Below are 21,112 nucleotides of genomic sequence, written 5' to 3'. Positions count from 1 at the left end.
GGTGCTGGTGGTCGTCGTCGAAGCCGGCGTAGTGGTGGTCGTCGTCGATGATGTGGTGGTCGTCGGCGGCATCGTGGTACTCGTCGTGGTGCTCGAGGTAGTGGTCGTCGGCGGCACCGTGGTCGTCGTCGCCTGGGGCCGAGTAGTGGTGGTCGACGGCCTGGTCGACGTCGTGGTCGTCGAGTCGGGGGTTGTCGTGGTCGTGGGTGCGACTGTCGTCGTGGTGGAGAGCGATCCGGACTCCAGTTCATCTTGCGACTGGGAGGCACGGAACAGGCCGTCGAAGGCGAGGGGGTCGAGCGAGATCGCCCTCTGCGCCGGGATTGCACTGGAGGCGACTGCCGAGAACGACATGCTGGCGAGCCGTCCGGCGGCCTCACCACGCTCCGTCGGAACCGTCACTTCGGCCGGCGGGGTGGGCGCGTCGACGGACTTCGGCGCGAAGACGGCAAACCCGCCGAAGAAGAGAGCGATGAATGTGGTGCCTGCGGCAATGAGGAAAGCGAAACGTCGCATGAAGTGAAAAAATCCCGGCTGGAGTGCCCCAACCGGCGGTCAGGGTATGCGCATTGTCGGGATAGGACAAGTCTTGTCTGGCAAATCATGGCAGATAGCGGGCGGGGGTCCGGCTACGAATACGGCTTGCGAGGACGCCTCGGGCTTTTGTCTGGAGTTCGCCCCCAACTTGCGCGGCGCCCGTCTTGCAGGCCGATCGTGGGTAGGGCCCGGTCGAGCATGTCAGGGGGCGGGGGTCGATGTGAGACATCGATGGCGCGGTTGAGGTCGCGGAAGTGCCGGCCCGGGGGGTTCTTCAGACGAACTCGACGTCGTAATCACGGGTTATGACGATATCTGCACGAGCTCTGTGCGGTGCGATTATCTCGTGCTCGATCTCGAGAACGCGCTCGATGAATGGGTCCATGGGCTCGCGTCCCCGCTGCCGGCGAGCTGCTCGGGTTTCGAGCCGGTTGCGAGCAATGAACACCCTCGTGTCCACGTTGTCCAGGAGGCTGGTATAGGTTCCCTCGGCGATGATGACGTCGATTCCGGCGAGCGACATCACTTCAGTCGTGATCGTGTCGTCGTTGTAGATCACGAGGGGTTTCTCGATGTGATCCTCGCCCGCCACGGCTGCGGCCAGATGGCCGTCGAGGAGGTCGATGAGTACCTCGTTGGTCCCGACCCAGTCGATGTCGGCGACTCTGGCTTGATGATTCGTGCGGGGCGGATAAACGAAGTAGTCGTCCTGTTGGAGCACTTCGGAAGATACCCCTCTCTTTCCGAGCGCCTCGGCGATTGCCTTGGCCGTCTCCGACTTCCCGCTTCCCGACTCACCGGCGACGGTGAGCGTGTAGCGGGCCGGTTTTGAGACGATCGACGGCAATATCCTCTCCACGATCGCAGAGGCCGCCGCCCGGTGATGGTCCTCAACGATGATGATGTCGCCGCGCAAGGCTGCTCCCTTCGTCGAGCCTCAGGGTAACCGGCTCGTGAGGCGGCGATTCCATCAGCGCACCAGCCGATATCATTGCCAAATCGTCTTTCGTCAGGAGATTCACATGCCGATCAGCACGAACCTCGAAACAGCTTTCAACGAACAGATCAATCTCGAGCTTGCCTCGTCGTACGCCTACCTGCAGATGGCTGCGTTCCTCGATGAGGAGAACCTCCCCGGAATGTCGGCATGGATGAGATTGCAGGCAGAGGAAGAGCGCCTCCACGCGATGAAGTTCTTCGATTTCGTATTGGAACGTGAGGGTCATGTAGAGCTGAACTCGATTCCTGCCCCCGGTTTGTCGCTGGACACTGCATTGTCGGCGTTCGAGGCCTCGCTGGGTCATGAACGGAAAGTGACGGCGGCCATCAACAATCTCTATGCCTTGGCTACCGATGAGCGCGACTTCGCCAGCTATCCGCTTCTGAACTGGTTTGTCGAAGAGCAGATCGAGGAGGAGGCGACCGTTGGTTTGATCGTTGAGCAACTCAAGATGATCGGTGAGGATCGCACCGCCCTTCTCATGCTGGACCGTGAGCTGGGCGTTCGCCCGCCCGCAGCCGAAGGCCAATAGTCGGACCGGTTTCGGCTGCGCTGCGCCGGACGGCGACGGGCCGGGCGCCGACACCGTGGGTGCGGCAACCGCGTCTGAAGTCCGGAGGGTCAAACGGTAGAGAGTCTGGTCACAACCGCCGTCCAGGCAGAACTCGACGGAGTTATGGGGTCGAAATGATCGGCGCCTTCGATCTCGAGGAGTTCAACCGGAGTTCCCGGACGTCTCGCGGCATCGAGGTACGCGTGTGCATAGGAGACCGGTACGCGGTCGTCGCCGGTCCCGTGGACGACGATGTGCGGCCGGTCCGCCGGGAGTAGAAGTTGGGGAGAGGCGACCCGGTAAGCCGCGGTGCGAGCCGCGTTGCCGAGAAACGCAGCCACCGCTCCATCGCCCAGCCCTGTCTTTTCCGCCACTTCCAGGTTCAGAACCCCGGCAAGTGATACGACGGCCGCCGGTACGACCCTTGGTGCCGCACCGGGGTCGTCTTCGCCGAGACGATGGCGGTTCGCCGCCCAAACGGCGAGTTGACCTCCCGCCGAGTGTCCGAGCACCACGACCCGCTCCAGATCGAGCTGAAACTCGGCGGCGATGTCGTCCAGATGGTCCACGGCGGCACCCACATCCTGGAGGGTGGTCGGGAACCCCCCGCCCATCCCGACCCGGCGATACTCGATATTCCAGGTTGCCCAGCCCCGGCCGGTCAGATCGATGGCTATTGCCTCCATGGTGTCGCGCGTCCAATGATGGCGCCAGAAACCACCGTGGATCAGAACGGCCACAGGATGAGGGCCGTGCGTGTCCGGAACGCGGAGATCCCCAACATGGTCCGACCCCCCCGCATATGCCAGAGTCGTGGTCGCCCAGGCGGCGCGATGGGCGAGATGGTCGACGGCCCACCGGTAGCCGTCGATGCCGCGACCGTAGATCGTGTAGACACACGCAGGTCCGACGACGGAATGCGAGCGCCAGCTCTCCCGTTCCTTGACGTTTGATATGTGGACCTCGACTACCGGGATCTCGATCGCGTCGATCGCGTCGTGCAGGGCGTACGAGTAGTGGGTCAGCGCTCCCGGGTTGATCACCACCCCGTCAACGATGTGGCGCGCCGCGTGCAACCGGTCGATGAGGTCCCCCTCATGGTTCGACTGGAACGTTTCGACTTCGAGGCCACGGTCGGAACCCCACTGCGCGCACAGCCCCTCGAGATCGGCCAGGCTGGTGGTTCCGTACAGGTCCGGCTTCCGGGAGCCGAGCAGGTTCAGGTTGGGTCCGTTGAGGATCAGGATGCGACGCATGGGTTGACAGGCTACCGGTCGGTAGGTGGACGGGCGGCCAATTCGGTCAGGTAAACCTTTCCTCGCGCCGATACGAGTAACGGGTATCACAACCCGCAGGGATCTATGCGACGAGAGAGAGGCGTACCGCGTGGTGCGGCACGTGGACGAGATGCAGGTGATAGCGCGGCCGGAACGGTTCGACGTGTTCTATCAGCGTGAGTATCGCGCAGTCGTCGGCCTGGCCTACGCGCTGTCCGGAAGCCGGTTGGCTGCCGAAGATCTTGCCCAGGAGGCGTTCATGACGGCACACCAGCACTGGGAGAGAGTCGGGATGTATGAATCACCCGGCGCCTGGGTGCGGCGCGTCGTTTCCAACCGGTCCGTTTCGCTCTTTCGGAGGAAGGCTGCGGAAACCCGGGCCCTGGCCCGCGTGGCCCTCGACCGTCAGCTACCGCTCCCGGAACTCGAGTCGAGCGATGACGAGTTCTGGCAGGCCGTCCGGTCTCTCCCGAAGCGCCAGGCGCAAGCTATTGCTCTCCACTATCTCGAGGACCGTCCCGTGGTTGAGGTGGCGGCCATCCTCGGTTGCACTGAGAGCACTGCAAAGGTTCACCTGCACAAGGGACGAAAGAACCTCGCCGACCGATTGGGGGTGTCGGAATGACTCTCGATCAACGGGCGAGACAAGCTGCTGAGGGACTGCAATCGACGGTCTCCGGCCACCCGCTGCTGCTGATGAATCCCAGCCCGGCCAAGCCTCCGATCCTGGCCAGGACGCTGTCCTTCGTGGGAGCGTTCGCAGTCGTGATCTTCGTCGGCTTCATGGCGCTCCAGGCCGGCATGTTCGCCGCAGATGATGATGAGACCGCCGAGACGACTCCGACTACGTCGACCGTGGTCACGACCACGACGGTCGCCGCCACTACTCCAACAACGATCGCCGGCGAAGTTCCGTCCGTCCCGTCTGAGGGCGGTTCTCCCCGGCCGGGCGGCCCGGGACCGGTCCCGGAACCTGTGGATCTAGATCCGCCGGAGCTCGTCATCACATCTCCGCTCGATGGTGATCGTCTGAAGGAGACAGCAGTCACCTTCGCGGGGAAGACCGAACCCGGCTCGACCGTGGTCGCCGGGCCGTATCAGGCTTCGGTTGCGGATGACGGATCTTGGTCGATCGTGTTGATGCTGAGCGAAGGAGGCAACAGGGCTTCCTTCACGGCAACCGACGCGGCCGGGAACACTGCCGAGGCTTCGATCGTCGTCTACTACGACCCTCCCGAGGTCAAGCCCAAACCTCCCGCCGGCGAATGGGCATTCACCGCGCAGGCGAAGTACGGCGAGTGTGCCCTGGACCCGCCCTTCGACGAGTACTACGGCACCGCCGCACCGGGTACCAAGATCCTCATCATCTCCGACTTCGGATCAGGATCGACCGTTGCCAATGCGGCGGGGGAGTGGTGGGTCAGGGTGGAGTTCCCGACGGCTCCCTACGGCAAGGTGTTCGTGGTCAAAGCCAAGAACGAGTCGACGTTCGAGAAGGTCGCATTCGAGTTCGTGAGTCTGGTGCAGTGAGGCGTGGGCCGCACATCCCAGGCAGTCGGCAACCGGCTCCCTGCTGAAACCGGGTCGGGACTACAAGCCATTGGCCTGAGCTGCTCACTTCTTGCTGGCCATGTGCTGGATTTCCAGATCTCGCGCCCGGCGCAGTGCTTCCCGCGGTATGGGTGCTTCATCGAACTCGGTCATCCGACCGAACGAGTTCAACACAGAGTCCTTCACGTTCTCCCAGGTGAGGCCGGGGATGGCGGAGGCGAGGTCGCCCGATGTGGCCGGATCCCATACCAGCCCGAGGTCGCGATATACGGGCACGAGAACGTCTGCGACCGCAGTGCCTTTGTCGACGACGATCACCCCGCCCACGTGGGCGGCGCCGGTGATCAGCCGTTGACCTACACCCATGACCTTGGTCGATCCTCCGAGGTTGACGCTGAACTCACCGGGGCAGTACTCGCCGGGGACTTCGCCGATCCGGGCATCTGCCCCAAGATCGCGAAAGGCGTCGACCAGCAGACCTGAGAGCCTCTCGAATCGTTCGGTTATGGAATCACGCGGTGACGGCGTCGGGATCGTCCACGCGAACGCGATCGTCTCCCGGTGGAAAACCGCCGCCCGACCCCCGGCCATCCTGATCACAGACTCGTACCCGGCCTCTCCGGCCGAGGTAACTGCCTTGGCGAACCCGTCTGCAACCGCGTCTCGCTTGCCGAAGGCGACCACTTCGGCCGGCCGATACAAGCGCAACGATTCACCGTGCCGGCCTTCGGAAGCCATCCTGAGCAAGGCGTGTGAGACCGCAGTGTCGAGCGACGGCGCGTATGACTCCAAGTACAAGGTGACCATGGGAACTTCCCTGAACAGGTGGGGTTCCCCATCGTAGACGGCCGAGGACCCTGTTCCGGCGGGTGGTTAGGAACCGCTCCGGGCCTAATCTCTTGGACCAGACAGCAGGGAGACTCTCATTTTCCACTCCGGGGGCTGGTACGCCCGCTTGACCTACGACGAGGACCAGGACCGCCCGCGGATCGATAGGGCGTTGCTGCGCCGCGTGTTCGCCTACGGACGCCCTTATCTGAACTGGCTCATCGGGGTCTTCGGGACCATCGCGGTCATCTCGGCGCTGAGTGTTGTTCCTCCAATCCTGATTCGCTATCTCGTGGACGACGCGATTCCGAACCGTGACCTCGCCCTGCTCTCCTGGCTGGGCGCCGGCATGATCGCCGTCCCGCTGGTCAATGCGGTGCTGGGCACACTGCAGCGCTGGCTGAGTGCCCGGGCCGGAGAGGGAGTCATCTTCGACCTGCGGCGCGAGCTCTTTGCCCACCTGCAGGGGATGTCGCTCAGGTTCTTCACCGCCACGCGCACCGGAGAGTTGATTTCGAGGATCAACAACGATGTGGTCGGCGCCCAGCAAGCCGTGACCGGCACATTCATCACGATCGTCTCGAACGTCGTCTCCGTCGTGTTCATCCTGATCGTGATGCTGCAGGCCGACTGGCGCCTGACCGCCCTCGCGATTGCCGCCTTGCCGTTGTTTGTGTTGCCGGCCAGGCGAGTGGCCAGGCTTCTCAGGCGGGTGGCCGAGGCGCAGATGGAGCACAACGCGAACATGTCGGCGATTCTGCAGGAAGCGTTCAACGTGAGCGGTGCCCTCCTGATCAAGTTGTTCAACCGCAGTGCCGACGAGCAGGATCGCTTCAACGGTGAAGCGGCCCAGGTGCGCGACCTCGGTGTGCGGCGGGCTTTGATCGGCAGATGGTTCTTTGCGGCTCTCGGATTGGTCAGCGCAGTGGGAACCGCCGCAGTCTTCTGGGTTGGGGGCTGGCTCGTGATCAGCGGCGATCTCACCGTCGGGGTCGTCGTCATGTTCTCGACACTTCTCACCCAGCTGTACGGTCCCTTGTCGGCTCTCTCCAATGCCCGTGTCGAGTTCGCAACCTCTCTGGTCTCATTCGAAAGGGTCTTCGAAGTGATCGATCTGCCCCGTGAGATCCGCGAGGCCGAAGACGCCGTGCATCTCGATCACGTGGAAGGCAGAATCCGATTCGACCATGTGTCGTTCCGCTATCAGACGGACGGGCCCGAAGGTCTGGCCCAGGTCAAGCGATTCGGCCGGGGGGCGACCGTCGAACAGTCGATTCCGGAGACGGCGACGGTGTCCACACGGGAATGGGCGGTCGAAGACCTCTCCTTTGAGATCGAGCCGGGAGAGCTGATCGCGTTGGTCGGTCCGAGCGGAGCCGGCAAGACCACGATCAGTTACCTCCTACCGCGCTTGTACGACGTCGCCCTGGGTTCGATCGAGATAGACGGCCACGACCTCCGGAATCTCACCCTCGACACCCTCTCGGAGGCCGTTGGGGTGGTCACCCAGGAGGCCTATCTGTTCCACGACACCATCGCGGCCAACCTGCGATACGCGCGAGACGGAGCAACGGCCGCCGAGGTGGAAGCCGCGACCCGGGCCGCCAACATCCACGACTTCATCGTGGGCCTTCCGGACGCTTATGAGACGGTCGTCGGCGAGCGCGGCTACAGGCTGTCGGGAGGAGAGAAGCAGCGGCTGGCCCTCGCCCGGGTGATTCTCAAGGATCCGCGGATTCTCGTTCTGGACGAAGCAACGTCCCATCTGGATTCACAATCCGAGGCACTAATCCAGAGTGCGCTCGAGCGCGTGATGGAGGGCAGGACGTCGGTCGTCATCGCCCACCGGTTGTCCACGATTCTCGCCGCGGACCGCATCTTCGTCATCGAGAACGGGCGCCTGGTGGAACAGGGCAATCACCGCACCCTCCTCGAAAGGGGAGGTCTGTACGCCGATCTCTTCGAGACTCAGTTCCGCGGCGAGGAGGTCCGGCTCAATCCCGGTAGTTGATGAACTGAAGCGGAATGCGATAGTCGAGTTCCTTCAGCGACGATATGACTTCCTGGAGTTCATCTCGCTTCTTTCCTGATATTCGCAAGCGATCGCCCTGGATCTGGACCTGGATCTTGAGCTTCATGTTCTTCACATGCTTGTTGAGCTCCCGGGCGGCTTCCTGGGCGATGCCCTGATTGACTTTGAACTCGCTGCGATAGCGGCCCCCACCGACTTCCTTGGGTTCGCCGCCCCCGATCGCTTTGAGCGGGATCTTCCGGCGGATCAGTTTCTCTTTCAGAACGTCGACCACGGCCCGCAGGCGGTCCTCCGTGGACGACTCGGCCACGATTTCCTCACCCTGGAGAACCACCGTGCTGCTGGTGCCTTTGAAGTCGTAGCGGGTCGAGGTCTCGCGCGCAGCCTGGTCGACCGCGTTGCGCACCTCCTGGAGATCTACTTCGGAAACAACGTCGAATGAAGGCATGAGAGAGACCCTTTGTTGACAGACCTTGTTGAGATTGTACGGCAGGCCCGGATCGGGGGCTGCCGCGCTACGCGCCGGTTGCCTCTGCCGCTCGGATGTGAGCCGAGATCTCATCGATCAGACGGTCCCACAGCGCCGGCGGGAGATCGTGTCCCATCTCATCGATGATCACCAAGCGGGCGCCCGGGATCACCTCTGCCGTGTGCCGGCCGCCGGAGGGGTCGATCAGCGGATCCAGTGCACCGTGGATTACCAGCGCTGGAGCGGAAATAGCGGCAATGTGGTCGGTTCTGTTGCCCGCCGCGTAGATAGCTGCCAGCTGCCGGCCCGTTCCGTCGGGATTGAAGGCGCGGTCGAACGCGGCCCCGGCTTTCCGGCGCGCCCGCTCCTCGTCGAGTTGGATCGTGCCGCCCAGCACCTTCTGTGCTCGCACTGATGCCTCGATGGCGGCGGCCCGGTCCTGCGGTGGTCGTTCGAACAACACCTGGATGGCCTCAGGTGTGGGTCGACCGACTGCTCGGCTGCCGGTGGACGACATGATCGAGGTCAGGGATGAGACCCGCTCTGGATACTCGGCGGCGATTGTCTGGGCGATCATGCCGCCCATCGAAACACCGACCACGTGTGCTCGCTCGATTCCCAGGTGATCCATCAGGCCTATCGCATCGGAAGCCATATCCATGAGGCTGTACGGGACTTCGATCTTCTCGCCGGCGAGCGCCCGCCCGATGGCATCGGACAGGTCGAAGTTGGTTTCATCGAAACAGCTCGAGAGACCGACGTCACGATTGTCGAAGCGGACCACGAACAAACCGCGGCCCGTCAGAAGTGCGCAGAACTCCTCGTCCCATCCAAGCATCTGTACGCCCAGGCCCTGGATCAAGAGCACAGCGGGGTCGGTCGATCGACCGAATGTCTCGTAGCAAATGTCTACGTTGGCAGTCCGCGCGATGTGCATACCTAGATCTTGAAGTCTGGCACGCCCCAGGTCAAACACCGGCCCGGACTTCGACGCCGTGGTACGTTGCCCGTCGGGCATGATCAAATACCTGGGATCCAAACGCCGGCTCGTTCCGGTACTCGGCGACTTGCTCACCGATGCAGGTGCTGCCAGCGCGCTCGACCTGTTCACCGGAACCACCAGGGTGGCCCGCGCCTTCAAGGAACGCGGAGCGGTCGTTACCGCAGTGGATACGGCGCGGTATTCGGAGGTGTTCGGACGGTGTTACCTGGAACTCGACGGTGACGAGGTTGACCGGGCCGAACTAGTCGCGGTCCTCGACCGTCTTGACTCGCTCGAAGGCGTCGCCGGCTATTTCACGGAAACCTTCAGCCGGGAGGCGCGCTTCTTCCAGGCCCACAATGCCCGGCGCGTCGACGCGATAAGGAATGTCATCGAGGAGGAATTCTCAGCCTCGTGGATGTATCCGGTTCTGCTGACTTCCCTGATCCTCGCGGCCGATCGCGTCGACTCCACGACCGGTGTGCAGATGGCATATGTGAAGCAATGGGCCCCCCGTTCGTTCAAACCTCTCGAGATGCGCCTGCCCGAGCTCATCGCGGGCAGCGGTCAGGCGGTTCGCGGCGATGCAATCGAGCTGGCCGGCAGTCTCGGATCCTTCGATCTCGCCTACCTCGATCCTCCCTACAACCAGCATCGCTACTTCACCAACTATCACATCTGGGAGACGCTGGTGGCGTGGGATGCGCCGGAACACTACGGGGTGGCGTGCAAACGACTCGACAGTCGGGATGCCGAGACGAAGAGCGTATTCAACCGGAAGCGAGAGATGCCGCAAGCCCTCGAGGCGGTCATCGGCGCGGTTGACGCACACGTAGTCGTATTGTCCTACAACGACGAGTCGTGGATCGAGTTCGAGTCTCTCGTCGCCATGATGGAGCGGCGCGGCAGCGTGCGAGCTCTCGCCTTCGACTCGAAACGGTATGTCGGCGCTCAGATCGGTATTCACAATCCGAACGGCGACCGGGTAGGTGAAGTATCACACCTGCGCAATCTGGAATATGTGCTGCTCGCCGGTGACTCCGGCCTGGTGGATCGGCTGGTGCGCCCTTTCGATCGCTACCTGGTCCGCACCTCCTGATGTCGGCCTTCTGAACTCATGTTGGCTGCGAGTACCGGGTCGGTCGGACACAGCAACAGTGTTGCTCCGTCGTGTGACAACCAGAGGCCGTCCGCGACCAGCAGCCACTGGTGAGGGGGAAAAGCGGCGAGTCGCGAAGTGGCCCGGCGCGATGATGGACGATAGGCGAGCGTCTCCGGGCCGGGGGCGCGGAGCGAGGGCAGCTTGGCGACGAGTTCAAACCTGCCGAACAGACGCGCCATCCCTTCGGCCGGGTCCAGCGGCCGACCGTCCGACCACCACTCGACCGCACCGCAGTCACCGCAGGCGACGACGCCGGTGGAACCTTCCCATGTCACGTTGTGTCTGCATTCCGGCCTCATGCCCACACTGTGCCAGACGGGTGTGACAGTTTCGCGCTCCGACGGGCCGAGGGGGCTGCACCGGCCCAGACCACTCCCGTGACAACGAACCGCGCTTCACCGGATCGCCGAGCGAGCTACTGCGGCAGGCGGTCCGGAATCCTCACGGCGCGGCCGTCAGGCCCGTTGCCCATCTATGACCCGGCGGCGCTCATCCCGCTCGACATCATCGAGAGTCCGAGCGACTCCCGGAACCAGCACCAGAGGAACGGTGGAGAGTTGCATGACCTTGACCGACACGCTGTTCCAGACGGTCTCATCAAAGATCGGTCTGGTCGAGCCCATGACGACCATGTCCGCGCCCTGCTCTTCTGCGACCCGGACTATGACCTCGCCGGCGTTCTCGCCCTGCTCGAGGATTGTCTGCGCTTCGATCCCCTGCGTGCGGAGTGCTGCAACGACCGGTTCGATCAACCGGGCGCCGCGTTCCTCGACGTAACCCCGGATGAGTTGCTTCCGGATCGTGGCCTGGTCGGCGCCGTCATCGAACGGGCGCCACTCGGCGTCGTCGAGGTCATCGAGAAACGAGAGTGGAACTTCTATTACGGTCATCACCGAAACGCGGAGATCCTCGTGGGTCATGGTGGCGACGAGAGCGGCAACTCGAGCAGCCGGCAGAGCACCAGCGGTGGCGATCAGAATGTGCACGGTGAAAGATTAGGGCAACTCGATGGATCAGGCGACGGCCTACCAGGATATGTCAGGAGGATTCAATGGCCGAACTACAGGCAGAACTCATCAACCGGGTGACTTGGAGCATTCCCACCGCGCTGGCGCTCGTAGGCTCGCGCGCCGGTGACAGGTGGAACGCAATGACGACGAGCTGGATCACACAGGTGGCCATGGAACCCGTTCTGGTAGGAATCGGTGTGGACAAGAAGGCGGTCACCCACGGCCTGATCGTTCAGGGGGGTTCGTTCTCCATCAACCTCTGGTCTGCAGAGGACACACGGACATTCGTCAAGTTCTCGAAACCGGCCACCAAGGAAGGCATGCAGTTGAACGGCCGGCCGATACGCGAGGGTGTGACCGGCGCGCCGATCTTTGAAGAGGCCGTCGCCTGGATGGACCTCCGGCTGTGGGAATCGGTCGACTGCGGGTCGCATACCTTCTTCATCGGGGAGATCGTCGATGCCGGGCTCCCCGACCCGGAGGCGACGGTCGCTTCGATGAGAGACACCAGGATGAAATACGGCGGCGTGAGACGCGGCGGGCATTGAATCCGAAGTGACGCCTAGCATCCGACCAGGAGGATTTCATGGATGTACGAGTTGACGAGAAGGTCGCGATAGTCACCGGAGCCAGCAGGGGAATCGGGGAGGCGATAGCCGCCGAGTTCCTCAGGAGCGGAGCAAGCGGAGTGGTGATCACGGGGCGTCGCGAGGAGAACCTCGTCGCGGTCAGGGAGAGGATTGTCGACGAAATCGGCCGCGCTGATCGATTGCTCACGCTTGTGGCCCGTGCTGATGATCGAGATCACGCCGAGTCGACGGTGCAGCAGGCGATCAGTGAGTTCGGCCGATGCGACATCCTGGTGAACAACGCCGGAACCAATCCGGCTGCCGGGACTCTCGCCGAGGTGGATCTCGGCGCACTGGAGAAGACCTGGTCGGTCAATCAGCTGGGTCCGATTCTGTGGGCCCGTTCCGCTTTCAACCATTGGATGAGAGATCACGGTGGATCGATCATCAATGTGGCCTCGGTGGGGGGTCTGCGTCCCACTGCGGTGCTCGGCGCGTACAACATCTCGAAAGCTGCGCTGATATTCGCCACTCAACAGCTGGCTCTGGAGATGGCACCCATGGTGAGGGTGAACGCCGTGGCACCCGCGGTCGTCAAGACCCGGTTGTCGGCCGCACTCTGGCAGGGCGGTGAGGAAGCGGCCGCCGCCACCCACCCGCTCGGCCGGCTCGGCGAGCCGCAGGACGTGGCGAATGCCGTGCTGTTCCTGGCGTCGGAGGCGGCTTCGTGGATCACCGGCGCCATCCTGCCGGTCGACGGCGGAGTGATTGGGGCGGCAGGCAGCTTGAGCTAGCCGTCCGGAGAGCGATCACGCATCGAGCGGATATCCGGGCTGACCGCTCTCGAACCAGTCCTCTACTGCGGCCGCCGTGCCCACATCGCGGCCGGCGGCGCTGGACAGCACGTACCTGTGGTGCAGTATGTCGCAATAGGCCTGAACAGGATCCGAGACGCGGGTGGCTCCCGACAGCCGTTCCATCATCGGCCGGAACTCTTCGATCCTCCATCGCATGGCGTCGACCACCCGATCCGAATTGGAAGGCTGCTGGGCGTAGAAGTAGTGAACATCCCCGAGGATGTATCGAGCCTGCTGCTCCAGAGCCCGGACTCCGGTCAGCTCCTCGAGGCGCCTGGCATGGAAGTCGCGCACTCCGATCCTGAGATGAACCTTGATCCGCCTCCCTTCCTCGGAGGGGAGAAGCTCGACCTCATCCACACTCAGCCCGAGACTGTTCAGTCGCTCAACTCGTTCGCGAATGCGATAGCGCTCCTCCGGACGTATCACCAGTTCCTCATTGAGCTCAAGCCAGAGGGCGAGATAACGCGCCGCGATGTCCTCGCCCAGCTCGAGGTCTGCTTCGTCGAGGTCGTAACCCTGCCGGGCGGCTATGTCGGCCATTCCGCCGGCAACATTCTCGATCATGATCTGGAGGTCTTCCATGCGGCGCCCTTCACTGAGCTCCGCGTGGATCTCTGCGGTTTCGGCGTCGACCATGATGGTTTCGATGGCGTCGGCATCGAAGCGATAGAGCACGTTCGAGAGAGAGCAATCGCCCCAGAAACATCCGGCAAGGTGGAGCTGAACCAGCAGCCAGGCGAACGCGTCGAGCATCTGAGTACGTCTCGGTCCGAAGCCGGCACCTTCCAAGAGTTCACGATACGAAAACGAGAAATCGGCGTAGCGGGTGATGAGCGCCGAGGACCTCTCTTCGTGCGGGTCACCCGAACGATCCTCAACGAGCCCGATCGGGACGACCGCGGGAACTCCGGTGCCCTCCAGATCGCGCAGGACCGCGTAATCGCGCCGGGCGGCGCGCCGGGGGAGTTCCTTCACGACGTATGTGCCTTCCGGATACACGACGAATCGCACCTCATGGCGAGAGATGCCTTTCGGTAGGTAGACGATGCGACCGGTCGTCCACTCGACGATGGACTTGTCCCATTCGAGGTCGAGAAAATCGGGGTGACCCGAGCGAACGGTCATGCTGAAGGAGGCCATGCGGGCACGCTACTACCAACCAGCCGCACGAGGCTACCGGCGCTACTTGCCGCCGCGATAGGCGAGGCCGCGAGGCGTCACGGCGAATCCGTGGAGCTGAAGAGAGGTTCCGAGGGGTGCTGCTGAGGGCGGCTCACCGTCGATCTCGTTGACGGTCATCCTTCCCCTGCGTCGTCCGATCGAGCCGACCGCAGCCGCCACGGAATCGTCCGGCTCTTCGAACGTGAGTATGCGTCGCCGATCCACATACGCCGCCAGGGATCCCGAACGAATAACTACCCAGGAGCCCGCTGCTCTGGCCGGGCGGCCGGCCGGGTGAGCCGGCCAGGGAAGCGCGGCTCCGTACAGGTTGGCCGGATCCGTAGCAGCGAGCGCTTCGGTGGCGTCTCCTCTCGTGCGGAGGCGGTCGACTGCGCCGGGCAGAGCGAACTGAGCGCCGCCCATCCCCTCCACGAAGTAGCCGCGGCGTACCTTGCCGATGTCCTCCATCCGACGCAGGATCGGGTAGAAGCGTGTGAACCCGCCGGGTACGGCCTCGGCCGACGCGCCGTCCCGCGTCACAACGCCGTGGCGCTCCAGCAGCAGGTCCGTCCAGGCCGTGCTGCGGATGGTGTCGGGGAGTTCCGTGTTCATCGCCTCGGAGACCAACCACCAGCGTCCGGCGGTAGAGGGAGCAAATGTTGATCGCAATGCTCTTCGACGTGAACCCTTGCTTCTGCTCGCGGACAGTGAGCGGACGGGTGCCAGGGTGTCGTTGGTTACCAGTCCCTGCCACACGAGGTCCCAGAGGGCATCGTGGACCGCATCGGGATCGCCGCCGCCGGCCGCTGCGTAGATATCGGCGAAGAACGATGCTCCACGTCGCAGCAGGAGATCGAGGATGGAGTCATGCATCCCGGTTGCTGTGAAATCGGTCGGTCTCTGAAGGGCGAGTTTCGAGAGCTGCTCGCGGAAGAACAGGGCCAGCTTGCCGTCGCGGGGTCCCAGCGAGCCGTGGCCGACCCAGACGATGTCGCCGGCCAGCATCAACTGGTCCAGCATCGCCGGGTCGTAGCGCATTCGTACCGCCAGGATGTCACTCTCCAAGGCGGAGGCGGCAACGGGATAGCCCTGCAGCTGACGAACGATCTCGACCAGTCGATCGGAAGAACGCCTGGCACTTCCCACCCCGTGCCAGTTGATTGCGAATGCAGCCATCGTGGCGGTGTCGACCGGCTCGATTTCGGAGCGAAGCACGGCCAGCGATCGCCGCTTGATGCGGCGGAGCACCTCGTTGTCCACCCACTCTGTTTCCGAACCGTCCGGCCGGAAGGCGCCGTGGACGACTCGTCCCGCCGCTTCGAGGGATGCCAACGCGGCGGCGACGACCGCAGTCGGCAATCCGAGGGCGGCTGAGGCGGCCTCCACTGAGAACGGGCAGTGGGTGCGGGCGAACCTCGAGACGACATCGCTCAGGGGATCTTCCACCGGATCCAGGAACACCTGCGGGACCCCAACGGGGGGCTGAACGCCCAGCGCATCGCGCAGTCGGGCGGCATCGTCGACGGCCGCCCATCTCGGCGAGCCTGCCATGTGGATCTCCATCACCTGACTGCGCGCCCGGAGTTCTTCCAGGAGGGGGAGCGGGTCCTCGTCCGTCAGGCGGGCCGCCAGTTCCTCCACCGTCAGAGGGCCGAGCTGACGGAGGAGATCGTGGACGCCGGAGGATCCGGTGGCCTGGTAGCCGGAAGCGAGACGCTGCAGCTCCAGCTCTACGGCTGCGATCACGTCGGGCGACAAGAGTTGCCGCAGCTCGCCCTCGCCGAGCAGTTCGCTGAGGAGTTCGCGATCGAGAGTGAGTGCGGCGGCCCGCCGTTCGGCGAGCGGTGTATCGCCCTCATAGAGGAACGAGGCAACGAATTCGAAGAGGAGTGACGATGCGAAGGGGCTCGGAGAATCCAGCTCGACCTCGACCATCCTTATCTTGCGAGAACGCAGGTCGCGCAGCAACTCGACGAGAGATGGAACGTCGAAGTCGTCCTGCAGGATCTCCCGGTAGGTTTCGAGAACGATCGGGAAGGACCCGAACCGGCGTACAACGCTGAGGAGGTCGCCGGCGCGGCGGCGCTGCAGCCACAGCGGTGTCCGCTTGCCCGGCCTCCGACGGGGCAACAGCAGCGAACGGGCGGATGCTTCCCGGAATCGGGCGGCGAACATCGCGGTGTCGGCCAGGTGATCTACCAGTTCGGACTCGATTTCCTCGGGGTCGATGAACAGGTCCGTTGCGGAGGGGATGTCGTCTTGATCCGGGAAGCGAAGTGCGATCCCATCGTCGCCCCAGATAACGTCGACCGTTCGATCGTGAGTCTGGCGGAGGCGGGCGGTCAGAGCCATGGCCCAAGGGGCATGCACCTTGGCTCCGAAGGGCGACAGCAGCACGACCCGCCAGTCGCCGATCTCATCGCGGAAGCGCTCCACGACGACCGTGTCGTCCGTGGGTAGGTGGCCGGTAGCCTCCAGTTCCTCCTGCAGGTAACCGGCCAGGTTGGAGGCGGCGAGCTCATCGAGTCGATAGTGATCGACGAGGGTGCGCTCGGCCTCGCGCCGGTCGAGCCCGCCGATTGTACGAGTGAAGGCGCCGAGGGCCCGTCCCGTTTCCATTGTTCGCCCGAGCATGTCCCCGTGCCAGAACGGCATGGTTGCCCCGGATTCTCCCGGGGCGGGAACCACCTCTACCCGGTCGGCGGTGATCTCGTTGATTCTCCAGGTGGAGGCGCCGAGGATGAAGACGTCGCCGACCCGTGACTCATAGACCATCTCCTCGTCGAGCTCACCGACCCGCGCTCCATCGGGAAGGTGCACGGTGTAGAGGCCGCGGTCGGGGATCGTGCCCGGGTTCTGGACGGCGAGCTGCAGGGCCCCCGGACGACCTTCGATCGTGTTGGCGACACGATCCCAGTCGATGCGGGGCCGAAGCTCGGCGAAGAGCTCGGACGGATACCGGCCCGACAGCATGTCGAGGACCGCCTCGAACGGTCCTCTGGCGAGTTCGGCGAAGGGGGCAGCTCTGCACACGAGTGAATACAGGGTGTCGACGTCCCAGGAATCTTTGGCCGACATGGCGACGATGTGCTGGGCGAGCACGTCGAGCGGACTGCGGGGTATGCGGGTCGACTCGACGGCGCGGGCGAGCATCCGGTCGACGACGACCGTTGAAACCAGCAAATCGCCCCGATACTTGGGGAACACCTTGGCGCGCGACGCCGCTCCGACCTGGTGCCCGGCGCGGCCGACGCGCTGCAGGCCGCTGGCGACCGAGGTGGGCGACTCGATCTGGAGCACGAGGTCGACCGCGCCCATATCGATGCCCAGTTCCAGCGAAGATGTGGCGACGACCGCCGGCAGTTCGCCGCGCTTCAGTTTCTCTTCGATCTCCAGCCGCTGTTCACGTGAGACCGACCCGTGATGCGCCCTGGCGACCTCCTCGCCTGCGAGGCGGTTCAACTCGTCGCAGATGCGCTCGGCGAGGCGCCGGCTGTTGGCGAAGACGATGGTCGACCGATGATTGCGGATGTGCTCGAGCAGGGTGGGGTAGATGGCGGTCCACACCGAGGTGCGGGCCGGTGGCAGTTGGGCGGGTCCGTCGTACACCCCTGGCGGGGCGGGAGGTGCGGCGGTGACCGCGGTCATGTCCTCGACCGGCACGACCAGTTCGATGTCGAGTTCCTTGTCGCCGGGCACATCGATCAATCGGACGGGACGCGGCGTCCAAACACCGCTCTCATCTGTTCCGCCGCCGAGGAAGGATCCGATCACCTCGAGGGGACGCTGGGTGGCCGAGAGGCCGATGCGCTGCGGCGAGATCGCGGTGATCTCCTCGAGGCGTTCGAGCGAGAGAGCGAGGTGAGCGCCTCGTTTCGTGGCAGCCACCGCATGGACCTCGTCCACGATCACCCAGCGTACGGACCGCAGCGTTTCGCGGGCCTGCGAGGTGAGGAGGAGATAGAGCGACTCAGGGGTGGTGATGAGAACGTCTGGCGGGTTCCGTTGCATGCGGCGCCGCTCGTCGGCCGGGGTGTCGCCGGTTCGAATGAAGGTGGAGATGTCGGGAAGAGTGGGGAGCTCGAGTCGCTGCGCGGCATGCCGGATGCCGGTGAGGGGAGCGCGCAGGTTTCGGTCGATGTCGTAGGCGAGGGCTTTGAGCGGCGAGATGTAGAGGACCCGGCACCGTTCCTTGGCCGGGGGAAGCGGCTCGTGCAAGATCCGATCGAGCGTCCAGAGAAAGGCGGCCAGCGTCTTCCCCGACCCGGTCGGAGCGTGGATCAGGGTGTGGCGGCCGTCCGCAATCGCCGGCCAGCCCATCTTCTGCGCCTCCGTCGGCGCCGCGAACGATGCCTCGAACCAGGCACGCGTGGCGGGGGAGAACTGATCGAGCACCCCGTCACGCTAGCGATCCCGGGTGACATAGTTTCTCAGCAATACCGATGCTGGTGACGCGCATCGACATTGCCGAGAAACCTCCCAGCGTTTTCTCAGCAATGCTGGCGCTGGTGACGCGCATCGGCATTGCCGAGAAATCTCACGTTTGGCTCGTCGCCGACGGGACTCTCGGTTCCTCGGTTAGGGCCCGAACAGGGCGTCCAGTTCCGATCCTTCGGTTATCTGATCGGCAGGCGGAACCTCGACGTTGATGGCCTCGCCCCAGTCGTACATCTCGAAGACCATCATCATTCGATCGAAACCCTGTCCCGCCGGTGCTTCGACGGTTTCCCCGGCCAGATCGATCACATAGCGGTAGACGAGGCCGTCGTCACCGATCCAGATTTCCATGGGCATCTCGTCGAGGGGGATCGGTCCTTGCGCCTCGATCTCGGCTCGCTCTTCCGGAGTTGCCTGAGCGAGCAGCGTCTCTGTATCGAAAACCGCCAGGTAGTGGGTGGTTTCAACGCCGCGGATGGTCTCGCGTCCCAGCTCCTCGATAGTGGCGTTGGTGTTCTCGAAGGCGGACAGGAAGTCGGCCGGGTTGCCGGGCGTAGCAGCAGCGAATCCGGCGGTCGCCGAGTCGCTTTCGTCGGTCGGCATCGAAATCCAGGGCGTCTGGACGCCGAGGAAGGAGAAGAACGGCCAGCTCATGTAGGTCGTGTCGCCGATCTGTCGTACCTCCATCACCCCGAACATGTCGGCGAGTTCCGGAGGAACCCCTTCACCCAGATCACCCGCCATTCCGGACATATCCATGGTGAAGGTGAACAAGCCGGCTGCGTTGTCGAACGCGCCGGAGAAGGGCAACGACAGTGATGTCCCGGTGGGCAATCCTTCGACCCCGATGATCTCGAATGATCCTTCCATTCTCCCCGAGTTGATCTCGGTCGTCTTGGCGAGCGCGGCCGCCAATGCTGCGGGGATTCCCTCACCGCCGGAAGGTTCCGGGGTAGTGGAGGTCGTTGTCGTAGTGGCGGTGGTGACAGCAGTTGTCTCGGGGGTATTCTCGGATGTCGCCGGCGGCGCAACAGTGGTCGAAGCGGGCTCCTCTGAGCCCGATCCGCAGGCTGCCAGGACGAGCATCAGGATGAAGGCGATCGAGGCGATTGAGCGAAGTCTCATGGTGTCTCCGTATTCGGCGTCACCCTGACAAGGCTACGCCCCCTGCGGAGATACGGGGTGCTATTCGATCGGGCTAGGCCGTCAGTGATGCGGAACGGAGCGGTCTCAGTTGTCCGCCTGCTGCCAGATCGACCATTGCTTCGACGACCCGGGGGTCGAACTGTGACCCGGCGTTGTCTTCCAGTTCCCGAAGAGCGTCGCCGACGGACATCGGGGCCTGGTAGGGGCGCTCGCTGGTCATTGCGTCGAAGGCATCGGCAACCAGGAGGATTCGTGCTCCACGGGGTATCTCGGTCCCGGCCCTGCGGAAGGGGTAGCCGCCTCCGTCGAACCGTTCGTGGTGTGCCAGCAGGATGCCGCCGATGTCGGGATGCACGTAGCTCTCCACCATCTCGAACCCGTGCTCCGGATGCTTTCGCATCTCTTCCCACTCCGCCGCATCGAGGGGGCCGGGCTTGGCAACGATGCGGGGATCGAGTCGCAGTTTGCCGATGTCGTGGATCATCGCTGCGATTCGCAGGCGGTCGATCATCTGTGGCCCGGCATCGAGATGTTGGGCGAGGGCGGTTGCGAAGGTGGCGACTCGGAATCCATGACGGGCCAGCGCCTCGTCTCGCTCCCACATTCTGTCCAGCATGCCTTCCAGCACTTTGCTCTCCTTGGCGGTCCCAAGGTAAGTCACGGCAACCGCCCGCGCGTTACATAGAGTGGTGTGTCGACCGCTATATGTACATGAGGCGGACGCCTCATTTTCGATTCTCGTGCAGAATGAACCAATGGACATTGCCGTCAACCTCGTCGAGTCGTATTTGCGTCTGAACGGATACCTGACCCTGAGCGAGTTCGAGATTCAGGGCAAGACCACCGACGGCACCTACCGGACGCTCACCGATGTGGACATCGTCGGTCTGCGTTTTCCCGGCGACGTCTTCGCCGCCGAATCGGACGACCACGCCGACGGCCGGATGCTGCTGATCCGGGACCCGGCGTTGAACCTCGAGGAAGGTCAGATCGACGTGATCATCGGAGAGGTCAAACAGGGAGAGGCGGTATTCAATCCCAGGATCACTTCCCACCAGGTTCTCCACACGGTGATCCGGCGGGTCGACTGGATCTACGGAACCGACGTGGGGGCGATCGTCGACCAGCTATCGCGTAACGGCGTTGCAGTTACCACCAGTTGCAACGGGGGCACCGTTCGGACACGGCTGGTGGCCTTCGGTCGCAGCCCTCAGGTCGATCTGCATACGATATCGCTGTCCCACATCGTCGAGCAGATGACTTCGTTCATGACCGACTTCGACGATGTCTTGCGGTCCGCCAACTTCAAAGACCCGGCTTCTGCGTTGCTGAGACTGCTGGCGAAGACCGGTTTCACCGTCAAGAAGGAGCGAGACGACGGCGGATAGCGGCGGACGTCAAGTGGGACCAGGAAGCCGACGAGTTCTGCGCGCAGTGAGAGCCGTCAACGCCGGCAAGTCCGCTCACGGCACCGAGGAGACGGATCAGATGCTTTCGATCCGTGCCTGGGCGGCACCCGGCGTGAAGTGAGGCGATGC

The 21,112-nt window shown here is 63.7% G+C and carries 20 protein-coding genes; 9 read left to right on the top strand and 11 right to left on the bottom strand.

Going from position 1 to position 21,112, the window contains the following annotated elements; all coding sequences use genetic code 11:
* Positions 1-7: 7 nt before the first annotated feature.
* On the top strand, positions 8-523 hold the full coding sequence (locus VLT15_02380; GenBank protein ID HSR44062.1) for a hypothetical protein: 516 nt from the start codon (positions 8-10) through the stop codon (positions 521-523).
* A 288-nt stretch (positions 524-811) separates the two neighbouring features.
* Here the strand turns inward: VLT15_02380 and VLT15_02375 are convergent, their stop codons facing one another.
* Complete coding sequence (locus VLT15_02375; protein HSR44061.1) at positions 812-1,453, bottom strand: hypothetical protein; 642 nt, start codon at positions 1,451-1,453, stop codon at positions 812-814.
* Between the two features lie 106 nt (positions 1,454-1,559).
* Between VLT15_02375 and VLT15_02370 the strand changes: the two genes are divergently transcribed.
* Positions 1,560-2,069, top strand: a complete 510-nt coding sequence (locus VLT15_02370; GenBank protein ID HSR44060.1) for a ferritin — start codon at positions 1,560-1,562, stop codon at positions 2,067-2,069.
* Positions 2,070-2,158: 89 nt separating this feature from the next.
* Here the strand turns inward: VLT15_02370 and aroQ are convergent, their stop codons facing one another.
* Positions 2,159-3,346, bottom strand: coding sequence for a type II 3-dehydroquinate dehydratase (gene aroQ / locus VLT15_02365; protein HSR44059.1), 1,188 nt, complete (start codon positions 3,344-3,346; stop codon positions 2,159-2,161).
* 130 nt (positions 3,347-3,476) lie between these two features.
* On the opposite strand from aroQ, the gene VLT15_02360 reads away from it, so the two are divergent.
* Together VLT15_02360 and VLT15_02355 are read left to right on the top strand one after the other, a co-directional pair.
* On the top strand, positions 3,477-3,992 hold the full coding sequence (locus VLT15_02360; protein HSR44058.1) for a sigma-70 family RNA polymerase sigma factor: 516 nt from the start codon (positions 3,477-3,479) through the stop codon (positions 3,990-3,992).
* Positions 3,989-4,897, top strand: a complete 909-nt coding sequence (locus VLT15_02355) for a hypothetical protein (protein ID HSR44057.1) — start codon at positions 3,989-3,991, stop codon at positions 4,895-4,897. Before VLT15_02360 ends, VLT15_02355 begins: the two co-directional genes overlap by 4 nt.
* Before the next feature lie 84 nt (positions 4,898-4,981).
* On the opposite strand, the gene VLT15_02350 is transcribed toward VLT15_02355, so the two are convergent.
* Positions 4,982-5,725, bottom strand: coding sequence for a lipoate--protein ligase family protein (locus VLT15_02350; protein ID HSR44056.1), 744 nt, complete (start codon positions 5,723-5,725; stop codon positions 4,982-4,984).
* Positions 5,726-5,873: 148 nt separating this feature from the next.
* On the opposite strand from VLT15_02350, the gene VLT15_02345 reads away from it, so the two are divergent.
* Positions 5,874-7,757 (top strand): ABC transporter ATP-binding protein, encoded by a 1,884-nt coding sequence (locus VLT15_02345; protein HSR44055.1) that lies wholly within the window; start codon positions 5,874-5,876, stop codon positions 7,755-7,757.
* Here VLT15_02345 and VLT15_02340 read toward each other — a convergent pair.
* Positions 7,741-8,226: a YajQ family cyclic di-GMP-binding protein gene (locus VLT15_02340; GenBank protein ID HSR44054.1), complete on the bottom strand. Its 486-nt coding sequence runs from the start codon at positions 8,224-8,226 to the stop codon at positions 7,741-7,743. The two genes, VLT15_02345 and VLT15_02340, sit on opposite strands and share 17 nt — an antisense overlap.
* Positions 8,227-8,293: 67 nt before the next feature.
* Positions 8,294-9,184 carry an alpha/beta fold hydrolase gene (locus VLT15_02335; GenBank protein HSR44053.1) on the bottom strand — a complete coding sequence of 297 codons (891 nt, stop codon included), beginning with the start codon at positions 9,182-9,184 and terminating at the stop codon, positions 8,294-8,296.
* A 79-nt stretch (positions 9,185-9,263) separates the two neighbouring features.
* On the opposite strand from VLT15_02335, the gene VLT15_02330 reads away from it, so the two are divergent.
* Positions 9,264-10,328, top strand: coding sequence for a DNA adenine methylase (locus VLT15_02330; GenBank protein ID HSR44052.1), 1,065 nt, complete (start codon positions 9,264-9,266; stop codon positions 10,326-10,328).
* Here VLT15_02330 and VLT15_02325 read toward each other — a convergent pair.
* Positions 10,307-10,666: a hypothetical protein gene (locus tag VLT15_02325; GenBank protein HSR44051.1), complete on the bottom strand. Its 360-nt coding sequence runs from the start codon at positions 10,664-10,666 to the stop codon at positions 10,307-10,309. The two genes, VLT15_02330 and VLT15_02325, sit on opposite strands and share 22 nt — an antisense overlap.
* Positions 10,667-10,846: 180 nt before the next feature.
* Positions 10,847-11,377, bottom strand: a complete 531-nt coding sequence (locus tag VLT15_02320) for a universal stress protein (GenBank protein HSR44050.1) — start codon at positions 11,375-11,377, stop codon at positions 10,847-10,849.
* A 65-nt stretch (positions 11,378-11,442) separates the two neighbouring features.
* Between VLT15_02320 and VLT15_02315 the strand changes: the two genes are divergently transcribed.
* Both VLT15_02315 and VLT15_02310 read left to right on the top strand, forming a co-directional pair.
* The gene (locus VLT15_02315; protein HSR44049.1) at positions 11,443-11,949 is read left to right on the top strand and encodes a flavin reductase family protein; all 507 of its coding nucleotides are present in this window, start codon (positions 11,443-11,445) and stop codon (positions 11,947-11,949) included.
* 38 nt (positions 11,950-11,987) lie between these two features.
* Positions 11,988-12,764, top strand: coding sequence for an SDR family oxidoreductase (locus tag VLT15_02310; GenBank protein ID HSR44048.1), 777 nt, complete (start codon positions 11,988-11,990; stop codon positions 12,762-12,764).
* A 15-nt stretch (positions 12,765-12,779) separates the two neighbouring features.
* Here the strand turns inward: VLT15_02310 and VLT15_02305 are convergent, their stop codons facing one another.
* The 4 genes from VLT15_02305 to VLT15_02290 all read right to left on the bottom strand — a co-directional run bounded on the left by VLT15_02305 (position 12,780) and on the right by VLT15_02290 (position 20,337).
* Positions 12,780-13,970: a DUF4032 domain-containing protein gene (locus VLT15_02305; GenBank protein HSR44047.1), complete on the bottom strand. Its 1,191-nt coding sequence runs from the start codon at positions 13,968-13,970 to the stop codon at positions 12,780-12,782.
* Positions 13,971-14,012: 42 nt separating this feature from the next.
* Positions 14,013-18,386, bottom strand: a complete 4,374-nt coding sequence (locus VLT15_02300) for a DEAD/DEAH box helicase (protein ID HSR44046.1) — start codon at positions 18,384-18,386, stop codon at positions 14,013-14,015.
* Positions 18,387-18,569: 183 nt separating this feature from the next.
* The gene (locus VLT15_02295; protein HSR44045.1) at positions 18,570-19,553 is read right to left on the bottom strand and encodes a hypothetical protein; all 984 of its coding nucleotides are present in this window, start codon (positions 19,551-19,553) and stop codon (positions 18,570-18,572) included.
* 73 nt (positions 19,554-19,626) lie between these two features.
* A complete protein-coding gene (locus VLT15_02290) occupies positions 19,627-20,337 on the bottom strand; it encodes an HD-GYP domain-containing protein (protein HSR44044.1) in 711 nt (236 codons plus the stop codon).
* Between VLT15_02290 and VLT15_02285 the strand changes: the two genes are divergently transcribed.
* Positions 20,330-20,962, top strand: coding sequence for a hypothetical protein (locus VLT15_02285; protein ID HSR44043.1), 633 nt, complete (start codon positions 20,330-20,332; stop codon positions 20,960-20,962). The genes VLT15_02290 and VLT15_02285 overlap by 8 nt on opposite strands.
* The last annotated feature ends 150 nt before the right edge of the window (positions 20,963-21,112 follow it).

Source organism: Acidimicrobiia bacterium (genome assembly GCA_035471805.1).
Lineage (GTDB): Bacteria > Actinomycetota > Acidimicrobiia > Spongiisociales > JAHEDJ01 > JAHEDJ01.
The sequence above is the reverse complement of the archived record's forward strand: the minus strand, read 5'-3'. Positions and strand labels throughout refer to the sequence as shown.